Source organism: Micromonospora sp. NPDC005163 (assembly GCF_053599835.1).
Genome location: NZ_JBSFYP010000017.1, coordinates 23,318 through 42,084, shown reverse-complemented (window position 1 = coordinate 42,084; position 18,767 = coordinate 23,318). Strand labels below are relative to the sequence as shown.

Genomic DNA, 18,767 nt, shown 5'->3' with positions numbered 1-18,767 from the left:
GATGCGGCACTCACGAGCCGCGGCCCGGCGGCTCACCCTGCATCCCCGCCGGATGCTCGCGGTCGGAGCCGTGCTGGTGCTCGCCGCCGGTCCGGTGGCGCTCGCCGCCGAGCCGACGCCCGGGGCGACGACCCCGGCGGCGTCCGCGCCGTCGTCCAACCCGGCGGACCGGGGCACCGAGCTCTACCTGCAGGAGTGCGCGAGTTGCCACGGTGAGCAGGGGCGGGGCACGCAGCGGGGCCCGTCGCTGATCGGCGTCGGCCCCGCCTCGGTCGACTTCCAGGTCTCCACCGGACGGATGCCGCTGTCGCGGGAGGAGCAGCAGGCCCGGCGCGCGGAACCGGTGTTCTCGGCCGACGACATCCGCGCACTGGTGGGCCACGTCGGCAGCTTCGGCGGGGGTGGTCCGCAGATACCCCGGGTCGCCCCGGGCAACCTGGCCTCCGGTCAGGAGATCTTCGCCGCCAACTGCGCACCCTGCCATGGGGCCACCGGCGCGGGCACCGCGCTGACCGACGGCTTGACCGCCCCGCCGCTGTACGACGCCACAGCGACGCAGGTCGCCGAGGCGGTCCGGGTCGGCCCCGGGCTGATGCCGGTCTTTCCCAGCCAGGTGCTCGACGACCAGCAGGTCAACGACCTCACCGCGTACGTGCAGCGGCTCCGCGGCGAGCGGCTGGACCGGGGCGGCAACCCCCTCGGTCGGCTCGGCCCGCTGGCCGAGGGACTGGTCGCCTGGGTGGCCGTCCTGGGTCTGCTGGTGGCAGCCGCGCGGTGGCTGGGCAGGAGGGCGGAGGAGTGAGCGCGCGGCGTCCCTCGGCGAGCGAGCGGGCGGCCAGTCGCCGGACCGTCGTCGCGTTTCTGGTCAGCGCCGCCGGGGCGGTGGGCTTCGCGGTGACGTACGCGGTGGGCGGCGACACCCGCTGGGAGGGGGTCTGTCTCGCGGTGGCCTTCGCCGGGCTGGCCGTGGGCCTCGCCATCTGGGGCCGGCGGCTCGTGCCGGTCGACGGGTACGTCGAGGAGCACGAGGGCTTCGCGCCGCCTCCGACCGAGCAGGCGATGACCGCCGCGGTGCTCGCCGCGCCGGACAGCCCGGTGCGGCGGCGGGGCCTGCTCGCCGCGCTCGGGCTCGCGCTGAGCGCGCTCGGCGCCGCCGCGCTGTTCCCGCTGCGCTCCCTGCTGCCCTCCGGACGGGCCCACCCGCTCCAAGCACGCAGAGACACCCCATGGGGACCCGGCGTGCGGCTGGTCACCGCGGACGGACGGCCACTGCGGCTGCAGGACGTGCCCACCGACACCGCGGTCGGGATCTTTCCCGAGGGCCACCTCGACACCGGGGACGGCCCCGCTTTCGCGGTCCGCCTTGACCCGGAACGCTTCTCCCGCCCGCCCTCCGCCGGTCACCTGAACGGGCTGGTCGTCCACTCGCTGCTCTGCACGCACGCAGGGTGCCCGGTCCGGATCTACCTCAAGGGCACCGGGCAGGTGCTCTGTCCCTGCCATCAGTCCTCCTTCGACCTGCTGGCAGATGCCCGGCCGGTGGCCGGTCCGGCGGCCCGGGCGCTACCAGGGCTGCCGATCGAGGTCGGACCGGACGGCTTCCTCCGCGCGACCGGTGACTTCACCGTGCCGCCCGGCGCGGGCTTCTGGAGCTCACCATGATCACCGACCGGCTGGCCCGGGCCCTGGACGACCGGCTACGGCTCTCGCCGATCACCCGCCGGGCGCTGGTGAAGGTCTTTCCCGACCACTGGTCGTTCATGCTCGGCGAGATCGCGCTCTACTCGTTCATCGCGCTGATCCTCACCGGCGTGTACCTGACCTTCTTCTTCGACGCCAGCTCCGCCGACCGGGTCTACCGCGGTGCGTACGCCCCGCTGGACGGCGCCACCACCTCCTCGGCGTACGCCTCGACGGTGCGGCTCAGCTGGGACGTCCGGGCCGGCCTGCTGATCCGGCAGACCCACCACTGGGCCGCGCTGGTCTTCGTCGCGGCCATCGTGCTGCACCTGGCGCGGATCTTCTTCACCGGAGCGTTCCGCAAACCCCGTGAGGCCAACTGGCTGATCGGCGTGACCATGCTGACCCTCGCCCTCGCCAACGGCTTCACCGGCTACTCCCTGCCGGACGACCTGCTCTCCGGGCTGGGCCTGCGGATCATCACCTCGGTGGTGGAGTCGATCCCCCTGGTCGGGGCGTGGCTGGTTTCCCTGGCCCTGGGCGGGGAGTTCCCCTCCGACGAGATGATCCCCCGGATGTTCGTCGCCCACGTGCTGCTGGTGCCGGCCGTCCTCGTCGCCCTCGTGTCGCTGCACATGGGCATCCTGGTGCGGCAGAAGCACACCCAGTTCCCCGGTCCGGGGCGGACCGAGCACAACGTCGTCGGCTCCCGGCTGTGGCCGAGCTACACCCTGCGCACGCTCGCCCTGTTCGCCTGGGTGCTGGCGGTACTGTTCGCCCTCGGCGGCCTGATCCAGATCAACCCGGTCTGGCTCTACGGGCCCTTCGAACCGGCCCAGTCCACCGCGCCGGCCCAGCCCGACTGGTACGTCGCCTGGGGTGATGGGGCCCTGCGGCTGTTCCCGCCGCTCGAGTTCCGCGTCGCCGGGCATCTGGTGCCCGCGCCGTTCTTCCCCGGCGTGGTGCTCGGCGGGTTGACCTTCCTCGTCCTCTACGCGTGGCCGTTCGTCGAACGGCTGCGTACCGGCGATCGCCGGCAGCACCACCTGCTCGACCGGCCCCGCGACCATCCCTTCCGGATGGGCATCGGCGTGGCCGCGCTGACCTTCTACGCGGTACTCACGGTGGCGGCCGGCGACGACATCATCGCCCGCCTGCTGCGGGTGCCGATCTACGACCTGCTGTCGGTGTTCCAGGTGCTGGTGCTCGTCCTGCCGATCCTGGCCGGGGCGCTCGCCTTCCTGACCGCGCGGGCGCTGCACCGCGGCGGAGCAGCCGGCGTCGGCGAACTCACCCGCGCGGACCTGCGGCGGGCCGCCCACCGCTCGCCTCACCCGCCCGAAGGCGAGGGTGAACCGGAAACACCCGCCCTGGACAGGCCGGGGGAGCGAATCGAGCTGTGGCCGGAGGGCGACCTGTGGCATTGGCGTTACCGCGACGAGGCCCGGCACCTCGTCATCGGCGGGAACCGGGCCCTGCGCTCGGAGGAGGAAGCGATCTCGGCCTCCCGGCTCGCGTACCCGGGGGTCGACCGGGTGGTGGTGCCCGGACCGCCGCCGGCGCCACCGCCCGGGCCGATCCGCGCCGCCCTGCGCCGTTGGGGCCGGGCGGCGGCCGTCGGGTCGCTGCTGCTCGCAGCCCTCGTCGAGAAACGGCGGGACCGCCGGGAGCGGGAACGGGTGGACGGCCCGACGCCGCCGGAGCCGGCGGAAGAGGCGCCGACCGGGGATCGGCGGACATGACACACCTGGTGGGGCGCGTGGAGGGAAAGGGCCGATGAAGGCTCCGCCGTCGCCGAGGGTGGCGCGACCGGTGATGTATCACCGATAAAGCTAGACGCTAGCCTCGGCGACGGTGCCGATCGCCTCGTCGCCGAGGAGCGCCCGAACCGCCGCCAGGACCTCCTGCGGATCGTTGGCCATCGCCATACCCGCCTGGGCGAGCAGCGCCGCGGTATCGGCCTGCCGCTGCCGGTCGAGGTCGGCCAGCAACTGGTCCACCTCCGGCACCGACCGCTCTCCGGACAGCGCGCGGGTGGGCGGCTGGAGGTCCATGAAGTGGCAGAGCAGCCGCAACGGCCGGTGACCGTATACCCGGGTGCCGCTCGGCAGGGTGGACCAACCGTAGGTGAGCAGCCGCGCCACGGCGCCGTCGAGCAGCGGCGTGGCCCAGTGGGCGTTGTCGAACAGGCTGTTCGAGGACGCCTCAGGCAGCCCGAGCCCGGCGACGACCCGGTCGACCTCCTTCGCGGCGTCCTCGGCGACGACGAACACGTAGGGCGAGATGCGGCTGCGGCGAAAGACCTCCGACCAGGCCCGGCGCGGCTTCGATGATGTCACGCGGGAAGTATCCGAACCGGTGGGCGGCATCCCGCAGTTGCTCAAGGGCGGGTTCAGCGAGAACGCCTCGACCAAGGTGGACGTGCACTCGATCCAGCAGCCGCTCGGCGTGGTCGGGGTGATCTCCCCATTCAATTTCCCGGCGATGGTGCCGCTGTGGTTCGTGCCCAACGCCATCGCCTGCGGCAACACCGTGGTGCTGAAGCCGAGCGAGAAGGACCCCTCCGCGGCGAACTTCCTGGCGGAGCTCCTCGCCGAGGCCGGGCTACCGGATGGCGTGTTCAACGTCGTGCACGGCGACAAGGAGGCGGTCGACCGGATCCTCGAGCATCCGGAGGTCAAGGCGGTCTCGTTCGTCGGGTCGACGCCGATCGCCCGGTACGTCTACGAAACCGGAACGCACAACGGCAAGCGGGTGCAGGCGCTCGGCGGCGCGAAGAACCACATGGTCCATCGAGGTGACATGGACCAGTTGCTACTGTGATCGCATGAAGCTGGTTGTGCAGGTGAAACTCCTGCCGACGCCCGGGCATGCGGCAGCGCTGGGGGCGACCCTGCGCGCGTGTAACCAGGCGGCCCGCGACGTGGCGATCGTGGCCCGCGAGTCCTCCGTGCACCGCAACTACGACCTGCGCAAGCACGTCTACGCCGGGATCAAGGCCGACTACGGGTTGGGTGCCCAGGCGGCACAGCACGTCATCAAGAAGGTCGCCGACGCCTACACCACCCTGACGGCGAACCTCAAAGCCGGGCGGTACGGCAAGCCCGGCTCGAATCGGCGCAGGCGGGTCGAGGCCAACCCGATCCGGTTTCGGTGGGACGCCGCCCAGCCTTACGACGCCCGGATGCTGTCCTGGCAGCACGACGCTCGGACGGTGTCCATCTGGACCACCACCGGCCGGCTCAAAGGCATGGCATACACCGGCTCGCCGGCCCAGCTCAAGGCCGTCGCCACCAGCGTGATCGGCGAGTCCGACCTGGTGCACCGCGACGGGATGTGGTTCCTGTACGCCTCGATCGAGGTGCCCGAGGCGCCGCCGTACGAACCGGACGGCTTCCTCGGCGTGGACATGGGCATCGCCAACATCGCCTACAACTCCGACGGCACCCGCTACGCCGGCACCCGGCTCAACGGCTACCGCCGCCGCCAGATGCGGCTGCGGGCTCGGCTGCAACAGAAGGGCACCACGTCGGCCAAGCGGCTTCTGGCCCGACGTAACAAGAAGGAAGCGCGGCACGCCGCGAACGTCAACCACCGCATCGCCAAGACCATTGTGACCGAGGCTGCACGCACCGGTCGCGGTATCGCCGTCGAAGAACTGACGGGGATCCGTGAGCGGGTCCGGCTGAGAAAGCCCCAACGGGTCACACTCCACTCGTGGTCGTTTCACCAGCTCGGCGGGTTCCTTACCTACAAGGCCCGCCGAGCTGGTGTACCGCTGGTCCAGGTCGACCCGCGGTACACCTCCCAGACCTGCCACGGCTGCAAGCACCGCGACAAGCGGAACCGGCCTAACCAGGAAACCTTCACCTGTCGGTCGTGCGGGGTCGTTGCCCACGCCGATCACAATGCGGCTCTCAACATCGCCGAGCGCGGTGTCGAGGGCTGGGGCGCAGTCAACCGCCCGCACGTGGCATCACCTCGCAGCCAGCGAGAGGCTTGATCTACAAGCCCGCCCATTCATGGGCGGGTAGTTGACTATGGCGCGGGTCGGCGTTGCAGATCCACGCCCGGCCAGCTTGCCGGTAGGCCAGACTGCACGGGTGAGAGTCACCGCGCTCACCATCAGGTGGACGCCGTGGCGGTTCGTGACCGCCTTCGGTGTTGTCAGCCTGCTGTCGGACGTGGTGTACGAGGGCGCCCGGTCGGTCATCGGCCCCTACCTGGCCACCGTCGGCGCATCCGCGACCGTCGTCGGGCTGGTCACCGGCGCTGGCGAGGCGACCGCCCTGACCGGGCGGCTGGCCACCGGACCCCTCGCGGACCGGACCCGCGCCTACTGGCCGCTCGTCCTGGTCGGCTATGCCGTGACCATGGTCGCCGTGCCCGCTCTCGGGCTGACCACCGCACTGTGGCTGGCTGCGGCGCTGTTCGTCGCGGAGCGCGCCGGCAAGGCGATCCGCGGCCCGGCGAGAGATGTCATGCTCTCGCACGCCGCTGCGGCAGTCGGCCGCGGCAAGGGCTTCGCCGTCCATGAGGCGCTCGACCAGGCCGGCGGCGTGGCGGGGCCGCTGCTGGTCGCCGCCGTACTGGCCGCGACCGCTCACAACTACCGGCCCGCGTTCCTCGCCTTGGCCGTACCCGCTGTGGCGGCGATGCTCGTGCTGCTGTGGCTACGCGCCGGCGTGCCCGATCCGCGTCGCTTCGAACCGGAACCTCGACCCGGCGCGCCGCCCGCCCCGCCGGGCGGCCGGCTACCCCGCGTGTTCTGGACCTATCTGGCGTTCACGGCGGTGACCACGGCCGGCTACGCCACCTTCGGGGTGCTCAGCTTCCACCTCGCCACCCGGCACGTCGTACCCGTGGCGGTGGTCCCGGTCGTGTACGCCGCCGCGATGGGCGTCGACGCGCTCGCCGCGCTGGCCTCGGGGTGGCTGTACGACCGGGCCGGCGTCCGGGTACTGGCCGCCGTACCTGTGCTGACCGCCCTGATCCCGCTGGCTGCCTTCACGACCACCCCGGCGACCGCGGTCGCCGGGGTCCTGGCCTGGGGCGCCGTGCTCGGCATTCAGGAATCGACCATGCGTGCGACCATCGCCGACATCGTCCCCGCCGCTCGGCGGGGCACCGCCTACGGCATCTTCGCCGCCGGGTTGGGCGGGGCGACCCTGGTCGGTGGGCTGCTCACCGGCGCCCTCTACGACTACTCGATCACCGCGTTGATCATCACCGTGGCCGGCATCCAGGCCGTCGCCCTGGCCCTGTTCCTTGCCATCGTTCGACCGGCGACCTGACGTTGGGTACCGAGAGCCGGCGGCGGACGTCCGGCTGACCAGCCGGCACCCCGCCGCGTCTGGTGTGGCCGACACCGGTCCGGACGGTGGTGGCCACCGGGGAGGTTTCTGTCAGCTCACCTTCGGGGTGGCGCGGGAGATGATCGCGGCGAAGTCGACGCCGGTCGGCAGGGTGCCGTACGCCTGGCCGTGGTCGCCGCCGAGCCGGGACGCGCAGAAGGCGTCGGCGACGGCGGGGTGGCCGTGCCGCACCAGCAGGGAGCCCTGCAGCACCAGGGCGAGCCGTTCGACGACGCGCCGCGCCCGCAGTTCGAGGTCGTCGAGGTCGGACAGGTCGGCCCGCACCTGGCGGACTGCGGCGTCGAGCCGTGCGTCGGTGCCGGCAGCGGCGCTCAGCTCGGCCTGGAACGCCTCCATGACCTGGGGTTCCTTGACGAGAACGCGCAGGACGTCCAGTGCGGCGACGTTGCCGGAGCCCTCCCAGATCGAGTTCAGCGGCGACTCGCGGAACAGCCGCGGCATGCCGGACTCCTCGATGTAGCCGTTGCCGCCCAGGCATTCGAGGGCCTCTGCGGCGTGTGCCGGCCAGCGCTTGCAGACCCAGTACTTGCCGACGGCGAGGGCGAGCCGTTTGAACGCGGTCTCGCTGGCGTCGCCGCGCGCGGATCGGTCGGTCGCTCCGGCGAGGCGCATCATGAGGACGGTGGCGGCCTCGGACTCGACCGCGAGGTCGGCGAGCACGTTGCGCATCAGTGGCTGGTCGATGAGGTACCGGCCGAAGGTCTGCCGGTGGGTGGCGTGGTGGGCGGCGGTGATCACGCCTTGGCGCATCCCGGCCGCCGCGCCGATCACGCAGTCGAGGCGGGTCAGGTTGACCATGTCGATGATCGTGCGCACGCCACGGCCCTCGTCTCCGAGGCGCCAGGCGACCGCCTGCTCGTATTCGACCTCCGCCGAGGCGTTGGACCGGTTGCCGAGCTTGTCCTTCAGGCGCATCAGCCGCATCGGGTTGCGGGTGCCGTCGGGAAGGACACGCGGGACGAGGAAGCAGGTGATTCCGTCCGGTGCCTGGGCGAGGGTGAGGAAGATGTCGCACATCGGCGCCGACGTGAACCACTTGTGCCCGACGAGCCGGTAGGTTCCGTCCGGCTCAGGGCGGGCGGTGGTGGTGTTGGCGCGCACGTCCGAGCCGCCCTGCTTCTCCGTCATCGACATGCCCGCCAGCAGCCCCTGCTTGGCCAGCGGTGGACGCAGCCCGAAGTCGTACGTCGTGGCGGTGAGCAGCGGCTCGTACCGCGCGGCCAGCTCCGGGTTGTGCCGCAGCGCCGGCACTGCCGCGTAGGTCATCGAGATCGGGCAGCCGTGGCCGGCGTCGGGCCGCCATGTGTAGAACTTGGCGGCCCGGGCCACGTGTGCGCCCGGTCGGGCATCCGCCCACGGTGCGGCGTGCAGGCCGTGCGTGACTGCGGTGCGCATCAGCTCGTGCCAGGCGGGATGGAACTCCACCTCGTCGATGCGATGGCCGTAGCGGTCGTGGGTGCGTAGGACCGGCGGATGCTCGTTGGCCAGCCGCCCGTACTCGCTGGCCTGCTCGGCGCCGCCCAGGCGGCCGAGCTCGTGCAGCTCGGCGGTGGCCCAGCCGGCGCCCTCCCGCTCGAGCCCGTCGAGCAGTGCCGGGTCGTCCGCCGCGTCGTAGCCGGCGAGCGGGGGAACCTGGTTGAAGACCTCGTGTGTCGTCACGGCGATACTCCCAGCGCGCGGTGGATGAAGGCGATCAGGGCGGGGATGGTCTCCGGGCCGGCGACCCCGGCGGCCAGCGGACCGACCATGGCCTCGGCCAGGGCGCCGACCAGCGCGGTCGCGGTCAGCTCTGGATCTTGTGGAGGTAGTTCGCCGCTCGCCACACCGGCCGCGACGTACCCGGCGATCAGTTCGGCGTACGCGCGGCGGAAGACGAGCCGCTCGGCGTCGACCGCCGGGTCGACCGGCTCGGCGAGCAGGGCATACGCCAACCGTGGGGACTGCAGGGCGCGGCCGGAGAACGTCTCGACGACGGCGGCCATCTGCTCGGCGGCGGAGGTCTCCAGCGCTGCGGCGCGCGCGACCGCGTCCACCTCGCGCTGGGAGGCCGTGCGGAACACCTCGGCGAACAGGTCGGCCTTGGTCGGGAAGTGGCGGTAGACGCTGCCGGTCGCCATGCCGGCCCGCTCGGCGACGGCGGCGACCGAGCAGCCGGCGTACCCGTGCTCGGCCATGATTCCCAATGCCGCGGCGATGATCCGTTCCCGGGAGGCGCTCAGCCGAGCCTTCACCCGCTCGGTGCTTCGGTACGCCACGCAAGGATTGAACCATCATTCAATCCTTCGCGACAAGGTGTCGTGCCGGTCCGGCCGGCCTCGCCGGACCGTCGCGGTGGTGCCACCGACGCTCGAACCCCCGGTCGCTTGCTCGGCGTGAGGTCTGCATGCCGGGAACCGAGCCGGGGGCGGCCACGTCGTAGGGGGCATGACGCGTAGCAGCGCCCACGTACCCCAGCCAACGGCCGCCACCGGCGTCCCCCGAGTCATGACTCCAGCTCGCGTCATGGGGCTGGCCCTGGTCGCCGGCCTGGCGCTGGTCACCGGCTGTACGGCGGAGCCGGTCCCCGTGCCGCCACGTGACCGGCCGGCGCCGGCCGGCGGGTTCCGGCTCGTCGCGTTCGATTCCTGCCCGGAGGCGCTGCGGCAGCTGAAGACGGCTGCCAGGGCGTACGTCGGGCCCTGGGGGCTCGGGCCGAACGGGGACATTCGTGCCCTCGGCAGCGCCGAACAGGCTGCTGGGCCCGCCACTGCGGGGCGGGCGGATGCGGCGCCCAAGAGCTACTCGGGCACCAACACGCACGAGGCCGGGGCTGATGAACCGGACCTGGTCAAGACCGACGGCAAGCGGATTGTCACCGTGCAGCACGGCAAGCTGTACGTGGTCGACCCGGCCACCCGCCGGCTGACCGGAGAGCTGGAACTGGCACCGGGTGCCGATGGGTTCCGCGGGGCCGAAGACGGCCTGCTGCTGCACGGTGAACGGGCGCTGGTGCTGCTCCGCGACGGGTGGGCCGGGATGGCGAAACCGGCCGTCAGCGGGGGAGACGGGCGCGTCGCGGACGCCCCGACGCCGGACGGCATCGTCGGCCCCCGGCTGATCATGGTCGATCTCTCCGGCGAGCCGAAGATCCTCGGCGAGTACCGGATCGACGGCAATCTGGTGGACGCCCGCCAGGTCGGCACGACGGTCCGGGTCGTGGTCCGATCCGCGCCCCGGCTGAACTTCCCGTACCGGCAACGGGCCACCGATGAGCAGCGCACCGCCGCCAACCGCGAGATCATCGACAACGCCACCGTCGACGACTGGCTGCCCCGGTACGAGGTCACCTCCGGCGGGCGAACCAGCGCCGGACGGGTCGGCTGCGAACGGGTGAGCCGGCCGACCACCTACTCCGGCACGTCGCTGGTGACCGTGCTCAGCTTTGACCTCGGTGTGGCCACGCTCGGCGCCGGCGACCCGGTCACCGTGATCGCCGACGGCGACACCGTCTACAGCAACGGACCCCGGCTGTACGTCGCCAACGACCAGCGCTGGCGGGTGCTGCCGATGCTGACCGCGCGGAACGTCGCACCCGATCCCAGGGACGAGACCACCGAGATCTATCAGTTCGACATCTCGGGCGCGGGTGCCCCGCGGTACGTCGCCGACGCGTCCGTACCGGGCTGGCTCATCAACCAGTACGCCATGTCCGAGTGGGACGGTCACCTGCGAGTGGCCACCACCAGTGGCCGTACCTGGGGCAACAAGCCGAACTCGACGTCCAGCGTGTACGTCCTGCGCGCCGACGGCACGGCGCTGACCCAGGTCGGCAAGGTCACCGGGCTGGGCAAGGGGGAACGGATACACGCGGTACGGTTCGTCGGCGGCACCGGGTACGTCGTCACCTTCCGGCAGACCGACCCGCTCTACACCGTCGATCTGCGTGATCCGGGGGCGCCGAAGGTGACCGGCGAGCTGAAGATCAACGGGTATTCGGCGTACCTGCACCCGGCCGGCGAAGGACGGCTGCTCGGCGTCGGGCAGGAGGCGTCCGACCAGGGCCGTGTCCAGGGCACCCAGCTCTCGCTCTTCGACGTCGCCGATCCGGCCAGGCCGACCCGGATCGCCCAGTATCACGTCAAGCAGGGGCACTCCGAGGCGGAGTTCGACCCGCATGCGTTCCTCTACTGGCCGGCCGAACGCCTGGTGGTGGTCGCACTGACCGTCTACGGCAAGGGCATGCCGAGCAACGTCGCCGTGGCTCTGCGGGTCGGCGACGGCGGCTTCACCGAGGTCGGCACGGTCGACCACACGGTGGGCACCGGGCGTACCGAGGGGTTCGCACCGATCCGCCGGTCACTGGTGGTCGACGGAGTGCTCTGGACCGTGTCCGACGCTGGCCTCAAGGCGACCAGCCTCTCCACGATGAAGACCGTCGGGTGGCTGCGTACGGCGTGAACGGGACGGTGGTGTGGGCCGGCCGCGCATTGCCCTGGCGTCCGCTCGACTACGAGTGATCAGGCCCGTGGTGATCAGGCGGCGGGTACCGTGAACGCCGTGGAGGATCTCGGCGCGAAGGTCTCGTACCTTGCGCTCGCCGTCGGCACCCGGGTCTACGACGTCGACTCGGCACCCGTCGGCGTGGTCGAGCACGTGCTCACCGACGAACGCTCCGACATCTTCCACGGCGTGATCGTGGCCCCGCCGAAGCCGTACGGTTCCCACCGCTTCGCCCACCGGGAGCAGATCGCCGACCTGTACGAGCGGGGGGTCGTGCTGTCGGTGCCTGGTGGCGAGATGCACGAGCCGGGCGAGGACACGCCGGCCAGAGAGGTCGAGGGCGCGGGTGACGACCCGGTGCAGGTGGGCCTCCGCCGAGCCTGGGAATGGCTGAGTCGACCACGCTGAACCTGGCGGGTCGATTTGGCATTGCCTGCTGCCCTGCGAGTTCAACGGTCACTGACGGGCCTGCCGCATGGCCAGGTCTCAGGCTGATAGGGCAGTGTCGGTGATATGCGCGATCACGGCCGAGTAGTCCTGGTCGCCAAGGCCGGCCTCCCGGGCTGACGCGACCCACTGCCGTGCGGCCGCCGCGACCGGCAGGTCGACGCCTGCCGACTCGGCGGCCGACACGACCAGATTGGCGTCCTTGAGGGCGAGTGACAGCGCGAACCGGAGCGGGAACTGACCGGACTCGACCGCTGGTCGTCGCCGATCCGCTTGCGCGCCGACGGGAGTCGCGGACAAGACCTCAAACGCTGTGTCACGCGGCAGTCCAAGCCCATCCGCGAGGGCGAGCGCCTCACCGAGAACAGCGAGCACTCCGAAGAGCGTCGAATTGGCGACCAGTTTGGCCGCAGCGCCGGCACCGAGCGGCCCGACATGTATCGGCGAGCCAAGCGCGCCCAACACCGGCATCCACCGTTGGGCGAGCGGCTCCGGCCCACCGACGAAGATCCGCAGCGAACCCGACTCGGCCTCCGAGACGCTGCCCAGCACCGGCGCATCGAGCAGGCCAACACCATCCGGCAGCATCGCGGCCAACCGTCGCACCGCGGGCGGCCCGACCGTGGACATCTCAGCGAGCGTCGTCGACGCGGTAGCACCGGCGAGGATGCCCTGCGGGCCCTCGGCCACCTCTTGCAGCGCGGCCGGGTCGGACAGCATGGTGATGACCAAATCGGCCCGGCGGGCAGCTTGTTCCGGACTGTCGGCAGCGACCGCGCCACGCGCCACAAGATCGCTGGTCCTCTGCGGCGTGCGGTTCCAGACAACGAGGTCATGGCCGGCATCGAGCAGCCGGCCCGCCATCCGGCTACCCATCTCACCCAGACCGATCACAGCGACCGTGGCCATGGCGCCATCCTGCCAATTCCCCCAGGGCAATGCCGCACAAAGCGCCGACTCGTCTACATTCGATCATCAGCTCCGTGGCGCTGAGGCGCCGCAGCCCGGCCGAGGTCGAAACTGCCTCGACCGGGCGCAGGGTGCCTGGCCGCTGCGGTGTCCCTGCCTGGGCCGCTTCAGCCGAGGGGGCTGAAGCTGCGGCCGTCGAGGACGTTGATGAGATCGTCGTCGCGGGTCACCTCGTAGCCGCGCTGGCGCAAGTCGGCCACCAGCTCGGCTTCGTGGTCGAGCGGGATCTCGAGGATGTCGCCGTTGAGGGCCGTGAACTCGCGTCCTCCGAACCGGGCCTGCAGGTCCTGCGGTAGCAGCTCGAACGCCCGCTCCGTGACCATCGGGGGCCAGTCTCCCTCCGCAACCGCACCAACTTCGTTGATGCTGAAGGGCTTGTCGTCGGCGAACCCGTCCTCGGGGTCGTGGTACTCCGGGCCCGCGGGGTTCCACAGGTGGGTGGTCTGAACCTGCCGGGCTTCGCCCCAGGTGCGGGCGGAGGCCAGCGCCTTGATCTCCTCGGCCTCCGCGGGGGCAGTGTCGGCGTCGGCGAAGGCGAGGCAGTCGTGCATCTGTGCGTGGCCGTACACCAGGCGCCGGGGGTTCGGGTGGTGCGTCGTCATGGCGCACATCGTGCCGCAGGGGTACGACATTCAAGATCAAGGGGGTCAGGGCCCAGCCTGAAGATCGAATGGGTAGAGCGTCGGCGCCTGCGCAGGTGACGATTCCGCCGCTTGACCGGTGCCCGTTCCCCTCCGAAGCGGATCCAGGTGGTCCCGTCACCCCGTCTAAAGTCTCAGTCGTGGAGCGAGCCCACTGGATCCTCAGATCATCGGGCTCCGGCTGGACCTGGCCAACCTCCACGAGATGGCCGGCGCCTACCGCGAGGCCCTGGCCGAGTTCATCGCGTTGACCCGAGACCTTGAGCAACCGGGCGGCGACCGCGAGCTGGCACGACACTGCCGCCGGCAGATTGCTGTCTGCAAGGCAGAGCTGGGTCAGTCTGCGAGAACTTGAATCGATGACCTTGGCGAAGTGGGTGGGGGCAAGGTCCACTCCTGCTGCGCGCCTTCGCTCACCGACTCGCAGAACTTGATAAGTTTAATTAGCCGCCGAAATCCTATGACAAGTTTCGTTCATCGATATCGGAACGGCGGATAGCTGAGAAGAGGTGTGCGTGGTCGGTAGAGGGCGTCCAAGCCGGTCCACCGTCTACCTGCGTCTCGATCAGGCGTTGGGCGAACTGAACCAGCGTCTCGGTGGCCTCCCGAGCCCGAAGGAGGCCCAGACGATCTGGGAAGACATCTGGCACCAGGAGGCCCACCACTCCACCGCACTGGAGGGCAACACGCTCGTGCTGCGTGAGGTGCAGGCGCTGCTCGAACGGGGCCGGGCCGTCGGGTCGAAGCCGCTGAGGGAGTACAACGAGGTCCGCGGCTATGCGGACGCCGCCCGTTGGGTCTACAGCCAGGCGCTCGAACCCGACGGATGGCACGATGGTCGCCTGGTCAGCGTCACAAAGGTCCGCCAGGTCCATCACACCGCCATGACTCCCGTCTGGGACGTTGAACCTCACCCCGAGGCTACCGGCAGCGAAGGGCCGGGAAGCTTCAGGCAGCACGATATCCATCCGTTCTCCGCCGGGATGGCCTCCCGCCAGCATGGCCCCTGGTGCCGGCGCAGGTCGACCAATGGGTCGAGGACGCCTGCACGACCGGGGAGCGTCTCGCGGCCGGCGGTCCGCTGCATCGGCCGTTGCCGGAGGAACTCGCCCGGCTGCACAACGACTTCGAGCGGGCGCACCCCTTCATCGACGGAAACGGGCGTGCGGGGCGGCTGCTGCTCAACCTGATCCTCGTACGCCTCGGCTACCCGCCCGTGATCATCTTCAAGCGCCAGCGTGACGCCTACCTCGCCGCGATGCAGAGGGCAGACGTCGGAGACTACGGTGCGCTGGGAGAACTCATCGCTCGTGCCATGTATGACAACCTGAACCGCTTCATCGTGCCGAACGTCGCCGGCCCTGCCCGCCTCGTGCCGCTCGCGGCCCTGGTGACAACGAAGTTCAGCCTTCCGGCGTTGCGACAGGCTGCGCAGCGCGGGCGTCTGGACGCAGTACAGGGGTCGGACGGCATCTGGCGAAGTTCCCGCAAGGCGGTCGAGGCGTACCGGGCGACGAGGAATCAGAAGCGGCACCGCTCCGAGGGAACCTGACCCAGTTGCCTCGCGTCGCTCCGACAGCGACCGCCGGGATCAGTCAACAAGTCCTCCTCCGCGGACAGCGGCAAGAAATGCAGACCAGGTCTGTGGGGCGAAGGTCAGGGCGGGCCCGGTGGTGTCCTTGGAGTCGCGTACGGCGACAAGGCCGGGGAGGTTGTTCGGCGACCTCGACGCAGTCGCCGCCGTTGCCGCCGCGGCGGGTGCTCTTGCGCCAGATGGCGCCGGTCAGGTCAGTCATGCTGCAGCTCCCCGACGATCCTCTTGATCATGTCTCTGGATTCTCCGTCGCTGAGCGCCAAGGCTGCTATGCCCTTCCAGGCGTCCTCGTAGGCGCGCAGCTCGTCGGGCTTGTCGAGGTACAGCGCTCCGATGAGCGACTCGCGGTAGACGACGGAAGGTTCGGGTGCCGCGCGACCGCCCTTAGTGGCGGGGAAGTCGAGACCACGAAGGATCCGGCGACCGCCCCCCGGCTGCGGTCCGGCAGACAGCGGAAGGACTCGGACGGACACGTTTGCCAGATCGCCCACTTCGAGTAGGCGCCCCATGGGCGGGTGGGGCGATCATCGGAGCCGGCGCAGGCCGGGGGCATCCTGCGCGGCGAGGAGGATGCCCGCCAGGCCAGCTTCCTGGAGCTGTTCTTCGACCTGGTGCTGGTCTTCGCCCTGGGTCGTCAGCCGGATGGTGCCGGACCTTCTCTCCGACAACGTGGGCTCGCGCTGGCTGTCGCTGCTGTACCCGGTCCTTCTGGCCCTGCCGCTGCTCTGGCTGTGGACGACTACCGCGTACATAACCAGCCGGTTCGACATATGCAACCGCTGGATTCAGCTACTGGTCCTGGTCAGCGCGTTCGGCCTGCTGATCATGTCGACGTCCCTGCCGTACCAGTTCGAGGCACGCGGCGCCTCCTTCGCCGTTGTGTACGTGTTGCTGCACATCCGACGCCCCTTGCTGCTCCGGCCGCTGTTACGGGAGCACGAGAACGTGCGGGCGCTCTACACCCGCCTGGCCATCTGGGCGAGCGTCACCGGCGTGATCTGGCTCGCCGGAGCGGTGATGCAGGGATCCAATCGAATCGTGCTGTGGTTGATCGCCATCACCGTCGACATGATCGTGGCGCGGTTCAACTGGCCGATACCCGGCTTGCGCCGAACAACGATCAGCGCGTGGGCGATGGCCAGCAGCCGACACCTCCCCGAGCGCTACGGGCAACTGTTGCTGATCGCGCTCGGCGAGACGGTGGTGTCGATAGGCCTCACCTACGCCAACCACCCCGCCACGGTCGCTGCAACGGCGGCCCTGGTGATCACATTCTTCTCGTCCGTGCTGATGTGGCGGATCTACTTCTATCGCGCCGGCCAGGTGTTGGCCGAGGCCGTCGCAGTGTCGTCGAACCGGGTGGTTGCCGGCCGGACGGTTGGCGCGGCCCATGTGCTCATGGGGCTCCGTTGCGTTGAGCGTCGCCAAGATCGAGGCAAACTTGAGCAGTGAAGTCATCGACCCGGCCTGGCTCGTGGCTGCCTCCGAAGTCGGCGTTCGCCGGGTTTCGGTTCCCGCCGGAGGTGATCGTGGTCGCGGTGCGCTGGTATCTGCGGTTCAACCTGTCCTATCGGGATGTTGAGGAGTTGCTGGTTGAACGTGGCGTGGAGGTCGATCGATCACGTCACCGTCTATTGGTGGGTGCAGCGGTTCACGCCGCTGCTGGCCGACGCCGCCCGATTCTGCCGCCACTCGCCGGGCGACAGGTGGTTCGTTGATGAGACGTACGTCAAGGTCAACGGGATGTGGCGGTACGTGTACCGGGCGGTCGACCAGGACGGGCAGGTCATCGACGTGCTCGTCTCGACCCGCCGGGACGCCGGTGCAGCCCGGCGGTTCTTCCGACGAGCGCTGTCGACGCTGAAGGTGACGCCCAACGAGGTGGTCACGGATGCCGCGCCGGTCTACCCCAGCGTGCTCGACGAGCTAATCCCGTCCGCGTGGCACCGCGTTCAACGGTACGCGAACAATCCGATCGAAGCCGATCACAGCCGGTTGAAACACCGTTTGAGACCGATGCGCGGGCTACGAACGGACAAGACGGCGCAGGTGATCATCGCTGGACACGCATTCATGCAGAACCTCCGACGCGGCCACTACGAACTCGCCATCGACACGCCGCCGACCACGCAGGTCGCCGCTGCGTTCACCGAACTCGCCCAAGCGATCTGACCGCGGACCCGACCCGGGTTCAACACGTCCGCCCATCCGATAACGCAACGGCGCCGTCAGCGGTACTGCGCGACTGACAGGAATCCGGGGTGTCCGGCTGGCAGGGGTCACACCCCCGCTTATGTCGTGCACTCGTGGGACCTCGACCAGCAGCGTCGCGCGACGCGTACGGATGGCCGCCACTGCCTTGGCCAGGACCGCAGCGGATCTTCGTCCTCACCGACATCTGGCAGCGACGGCAGCGAATTTGGTGGGTCTGGTGGCGGCAGTCCGCGCCGCTCAGCGCGGGAACAGTGCCACACCAAGCTCACAAGGTCGTTGGTGCGCTCGTAGGGGAGGCGGCCCAGACGAGGGTAGGCGCCGTCGTTGACCGTCTTGCCGTCGCCGTCTAGGGGAGGGTGCCGCGAGGCGACGGGCAACCCGCGATACCCCGAACGCAGTCGGCGCTTCCGCCCAGCCGGCAACCCGCCCCCTGTGCAACTTGGCCTGGTCGAGTCACAGGTCTCCCTGAGGCGGCTGCCGGACCCGGCCACCCCGTCAGGATTGGGGCGAGGTCAGGTTCCGTATCAAACGGGCAAAATCTACCGCCGAAAGACCGGGCAGGCGTCCGGCAGGTGTCCCCGAGAAATCCTGGCTTAACACTTGTGCTCCAAGAGTTCACATCCTAGGCTGCGAACATCACAGATCTTCTTGGGCGTTTCCCCACACGCTCGCCGCCCCTGTGGCGACCCCCGATTTGAGGTGACTGTATGAGTTCCGAGAACGGACATCGGTCGAGATCGATGAAAAGGCTCGTGGGTCTCGCCGTCATTGCTGCCCTCCTGGTTGCGGCGGCGCTCGACACCAAGTTCCTCTCGCCCCAGCAGGCGGCGGAGCTGAACCCGGCACCGTTCAATGTGGAAAGCTACGCTGCGAAAGCATTTCCCGAGGTCGCGGGCGCAATCAAGGAGAAGGCAACGGACCTCGAGGTGCTGGCGCCGGCCGTCGAAGCGGACCCTGCGGCCGCAGGCAAGCAGTACGGCCAGGACCTGGGCAGTGGTTCCTACGCCATTCCGGTCAAGGTGACCGGCACGGTGGACCAGGTCGATGAGAACTTCATGCAGCTGAAGGCCTCCGGCGTGCCGGACAGTACCGCGGTTCGCGTCCCGGTGGGGCCGGCCCTCAGTGGAACGCCGGTCCGGGACGCCACTGGAACCATCAAGTTTGGTGATTTCGCAGGCCAGAGTGATTACCAGTCGGTGGCCAACCAGTTCAAGCTCCGGATGCAGCAGGACGTGCTCGCCAAGATCGACCCGGCGTCGCTGAAGGGCAAGCGAGTGACGGTCTACGGAGCCTGGTCGACGGGGGGACCGCCGAAATCCTTCGTCATCCAGCCGGTCGAAATCGAGGCGCGGTCGTGATCGCGCCCAG

At 70.0% G+C, this 18,767-nt stretch carries 16 protein-coding genes and 3 pseudogenes; 12 read left to right on the top strand and 7 right to left on the bottom strand.

Features of this window, described 5'->3' with window-relative positions:
* Position 1 precedes the first annotated feature (1 nt).
* From qcrC to qcrB, 3 genes are read left to right on the top strand one after another with little or no spacing between them, the layout of a single operon-like run.
* Positions 2 to 802, top strand: coding sequence for a cytochrome bc1 complex diheme cytochrome c subunit (qcrC, locus tag ACWD6N_RS14295; protein ID WP_450004848.1), 801 nt, complete (start codon positions 2 to 4; stop codon positions 800 to 802).
* Positions 799 to 1,662: a QcrA and Rieske domain-containing protein gene (locus ACWD6N_RS14290; protein WP_450004847.1), complete on the top strand. Its 864-nt coding sequence runs from the start codon at positions 799 to 801 to the stop codon at positions 1,660 to 1,662. The genes qcrC and ACWD6N_RS14290 overlap by 4 nt, the downstream gene beginning before the upstream one ends.
* Positions 1,659 to 3,422: a cytochrome bc1 complex cytochrome b subunit gene (qcrB, locus tag ACWD6N_RS14285; protein WP_450004846.1), complete on the top strand. Its 1,764-nt coding sequence runs from the start codon at positions 1,659 to 1,661 to the stop codon at positions 3,420 to 3,422. Before ACWD6N_RS14290 ends, qcrB begins: the two co-directional genes overlap by 4 nt.
* Before the next feature lie 90 nt (positions 3,423 to 3,512).
* Here qcrB and ACWD6N_RS14280 read toward each other — a convergent pair whose 3' ends face one another.
* Positions 3,513 to 4,019: a hypothetical protein gene (locus tag ACWD6N_RS14280; RefSeq protein WP_387322002.1), complete on the bottom strand. Its 507-nt coding sequence runs from the start codon at positions 4,017 to 4,019 to the stop codon at positions 3,513 to 3,515.
* Between the two features lie 4 nt (positions 4,020 to 4,023).
* Here ACWD6N_RS14280 and ACWD6N_RS14275 point away from each other — a divergent pair.
* The 3 genes and pseudogenes from ACWD6N_RS14275 to ACWD6N_RS14265 form a co-directional block, all read left to right on the top strand.
* Positions 4,024 to 4,488, top strand: a pseudogene (locus ACWD6N_RS14275) (aldehyde dehydrogenase family protein); the annotation flags it as partial.
* 19 nt (positions 4,489 to 4,507) lie between these two features.
* Positions 4,508 to 5,683, top strand: a complete 1,176-nt coding sequence (locus tag ACWD6N_RS14270; RefSeq protein ID WP_450004845.1) for an RNA-guided endonuclease InsQ/TnpB family protein — start codon at positions 4,508 to 4,510, stop codon at positions 5,681 to 5,683.
* A gap of 100 nt (positions 5,684 to 5,783) precedes the next feature.
* Complete coding sequence (locus ACWD6N_RS14265; protein WP_387322006.1) at positions 5,784 to 6,974, top strand: MFS transporter; 1,191 nt, start codon at positions 5,784 to 5,786, stop codon at positions 6,972 to 6,974.
* Positions 6,975 to 7,085: 111 nt separating this feature from the next.
* On the opposite strand, the gene ACWD6N_RS14260 is transcribed toward ACWD6N_RS14265, so the two are convergent.
* Both ACWD6N_RS14260 and ACWD6N_RS14255 read right to left on the bottom strand, forming a co-directional pair.
* Positions 7,086 to 8,714, bottom strand: coding sequence for an isovaleryl-CoA dehydrogenase (locus ACWD6N_RS14260; protein ID WP_450004844.1), 1,629 nt, complete (start codon positions 8,712 to 8,714; stop codon positions 7,086 to 7,088).
* On the bottom strand, positions 8,711 to 9,310 hold the full coding sequence (locus ACWD6N_RS14255) for a TetR/AcrR family transcriptional regulator (protein WP_450004843.1): 600 nt from the start codon (positions 9,308 to 9,310) through the stop codon (positions 8,711 to 8,713). The genes ACWD6N_RS14260 and ACWD6N_RS14255 overlap by 4 nt, the downstream gene beginning before the upstream one ends.
* 229 nt (positions 9,311 to 9,539) lie before the next feature.
* Between ACWD6N_RS14255 and ACWD6N_RS14250 the strand changes: the two genes are divergently transcribed.
* Both ACWD6N_RS14250 and ACWD6N_RS14245 read left to right on the top strand, forming a co-directional pair.
* A complete protein-coding gene (locus tag ACWD6N_RS14250; protein ID WP_450004842.1) occupies positions 9,540 to 11,492 on the top strand; it encodes a beta-propeller domain-containing protein in 1,953 nt (650 codons plus the stop codon).
* Positions 11,493 to 11,591: 99 nt separating this feature from the next.
* On the top strand, positions 11,592 to 11,942 hold the full coding sequence (locus ACWD6N_RS14245; protein WP_354967410.1) for a hypothetical protein: 351 nt from the start codon (positions 11,592 to 11,594) through the stop codon (positions 11,940 to 11,942).
* A 78-nt stretch (positions 11,943 to 12,020) separates the two neighbouring features.
* Here the strand turns inward: ACWD6N_RS14245 and ACWD6N_RS14240 are convergent, their stop codons facing one another.
* Both ACWD6N_RS14240 and ACWD6N_RS14235 read right to left on the bottom strand, forming a co-directional pair.
* Positions 12,021 to 12,890 (bottom strand): NAD(P)-dependent oxidoreductase, encoded by an 870-nt coding sequence (locus ACWD6N_RS14240; protein ID WP_450004841.1) that lies wholly within the window; start codon positions 12,888 to 12,890, stop codon positions 12,021 to 12,023.
* A gap of 167 nt (positions 12,891 to 13,057) precedes the next feature.
* Positions 13,058 to 13,552 (bottom strand): hypothetical protein, encoded by a 495-nt coding sequence (locus ACWD6N_RS14235; RefSeq protein ID WP_387322016.1) that lies wholly within the window; start codon positions 13,550 to 13,552, stop codon positions 13,058 to 13,060.
* Positions 13,553 to 14,600: 1,048 nt separating this feature from the next.
* Between ACWD6N_RS14235 and ACWD6N_RS14230 the strand changes: the two genes are divergently transcribed.
* Positions 14,601 to 15,143 carry a Fic family protein gene (locus ACWD6N_RS14230; protein WP_450004840.1) on the top strand — a complete coding sequence of 181 codons (543 nt, stop codon included), beginning with the start codon at positions 14,601 to 14,603 and terminating at the stop codon, positions 15,141 to 15,143.
* A gap of 39 nt (positions 15,144 to 15,182) precedes the next feature.
* Here ACWD6N_RS14230 and ACWD6N_RS14225 read toward each other — a convergent pair.
* Positions 15,183 to 15,387: pseudogene (locus ACWD6N_RS14225) on the bottom strand (DUF397 domain-containing protein).
* The gene (locus ACWD6N_RS14220; protein ID WP_450004839.1) at positions 15,380 to 15,694 is read right to left on the bottom strand and encodes a Scr1 family TA system antitoxin-like transcriptional regulator; all 315 of its coding nucleotides are present in this window, start codon (positions 15,692 to 15,694) and stop codon (positions 15,380 to 15,382) included. Before ACWD6N_RS14220 ends, ACWD6N_RS14225 begins: the two are co-directional and overlap by 8 nt.
* 133 nt (positions 15,695 to 15,827) lie before the next feature.
* Here ACWD6N_RS14220 and ACWD6N_RS14215 point away from each other — a divergent pair, with 133 nt between their 5' ends.
* The 3 genes and pseudogenes from ACWD6N_RS14215 to ACWD6N_RS14205 all read left to right on the top strand — a co-directional run bounded on the left by ACWD6N_RS14215 (position 15,828) and on the right by ACWD6N_RS14205 (position 18,757).
* The gene (locus ACWD6N_RS14215; RefSeq protein ID WP_450004838.1) at positions 15,828 to 16,637 is read left to right on the top strand and encodes a low temperature requirement protein A; all 810 of its coding nucleotides are present in this window, start codon (positions 15,828 to 15,830) and stop codon (positions 16,635 to 16,637) included.
* Positions 16,638 to 16,663: 26 nt separating this feature from the next.
* Positions 16,664 to 17,357: pseudogene (locus tag ACWD6N_RS14210) on the top strand (IS6 family transposase).
* Positions 17,358 to 18,106: 749 nt separating this feature from the next.
* Entirely contained in the window at positions 18,107 to 18,757 is a 651-nt protein-coding gene (locus tag ACWD6N_RS14205; RefSeq protein WP_450004837.1) for a DUF2291 family protein, read from the top strand.
* Positions 18,758 to 18,767: the final 10 nt, after the last annotated feature.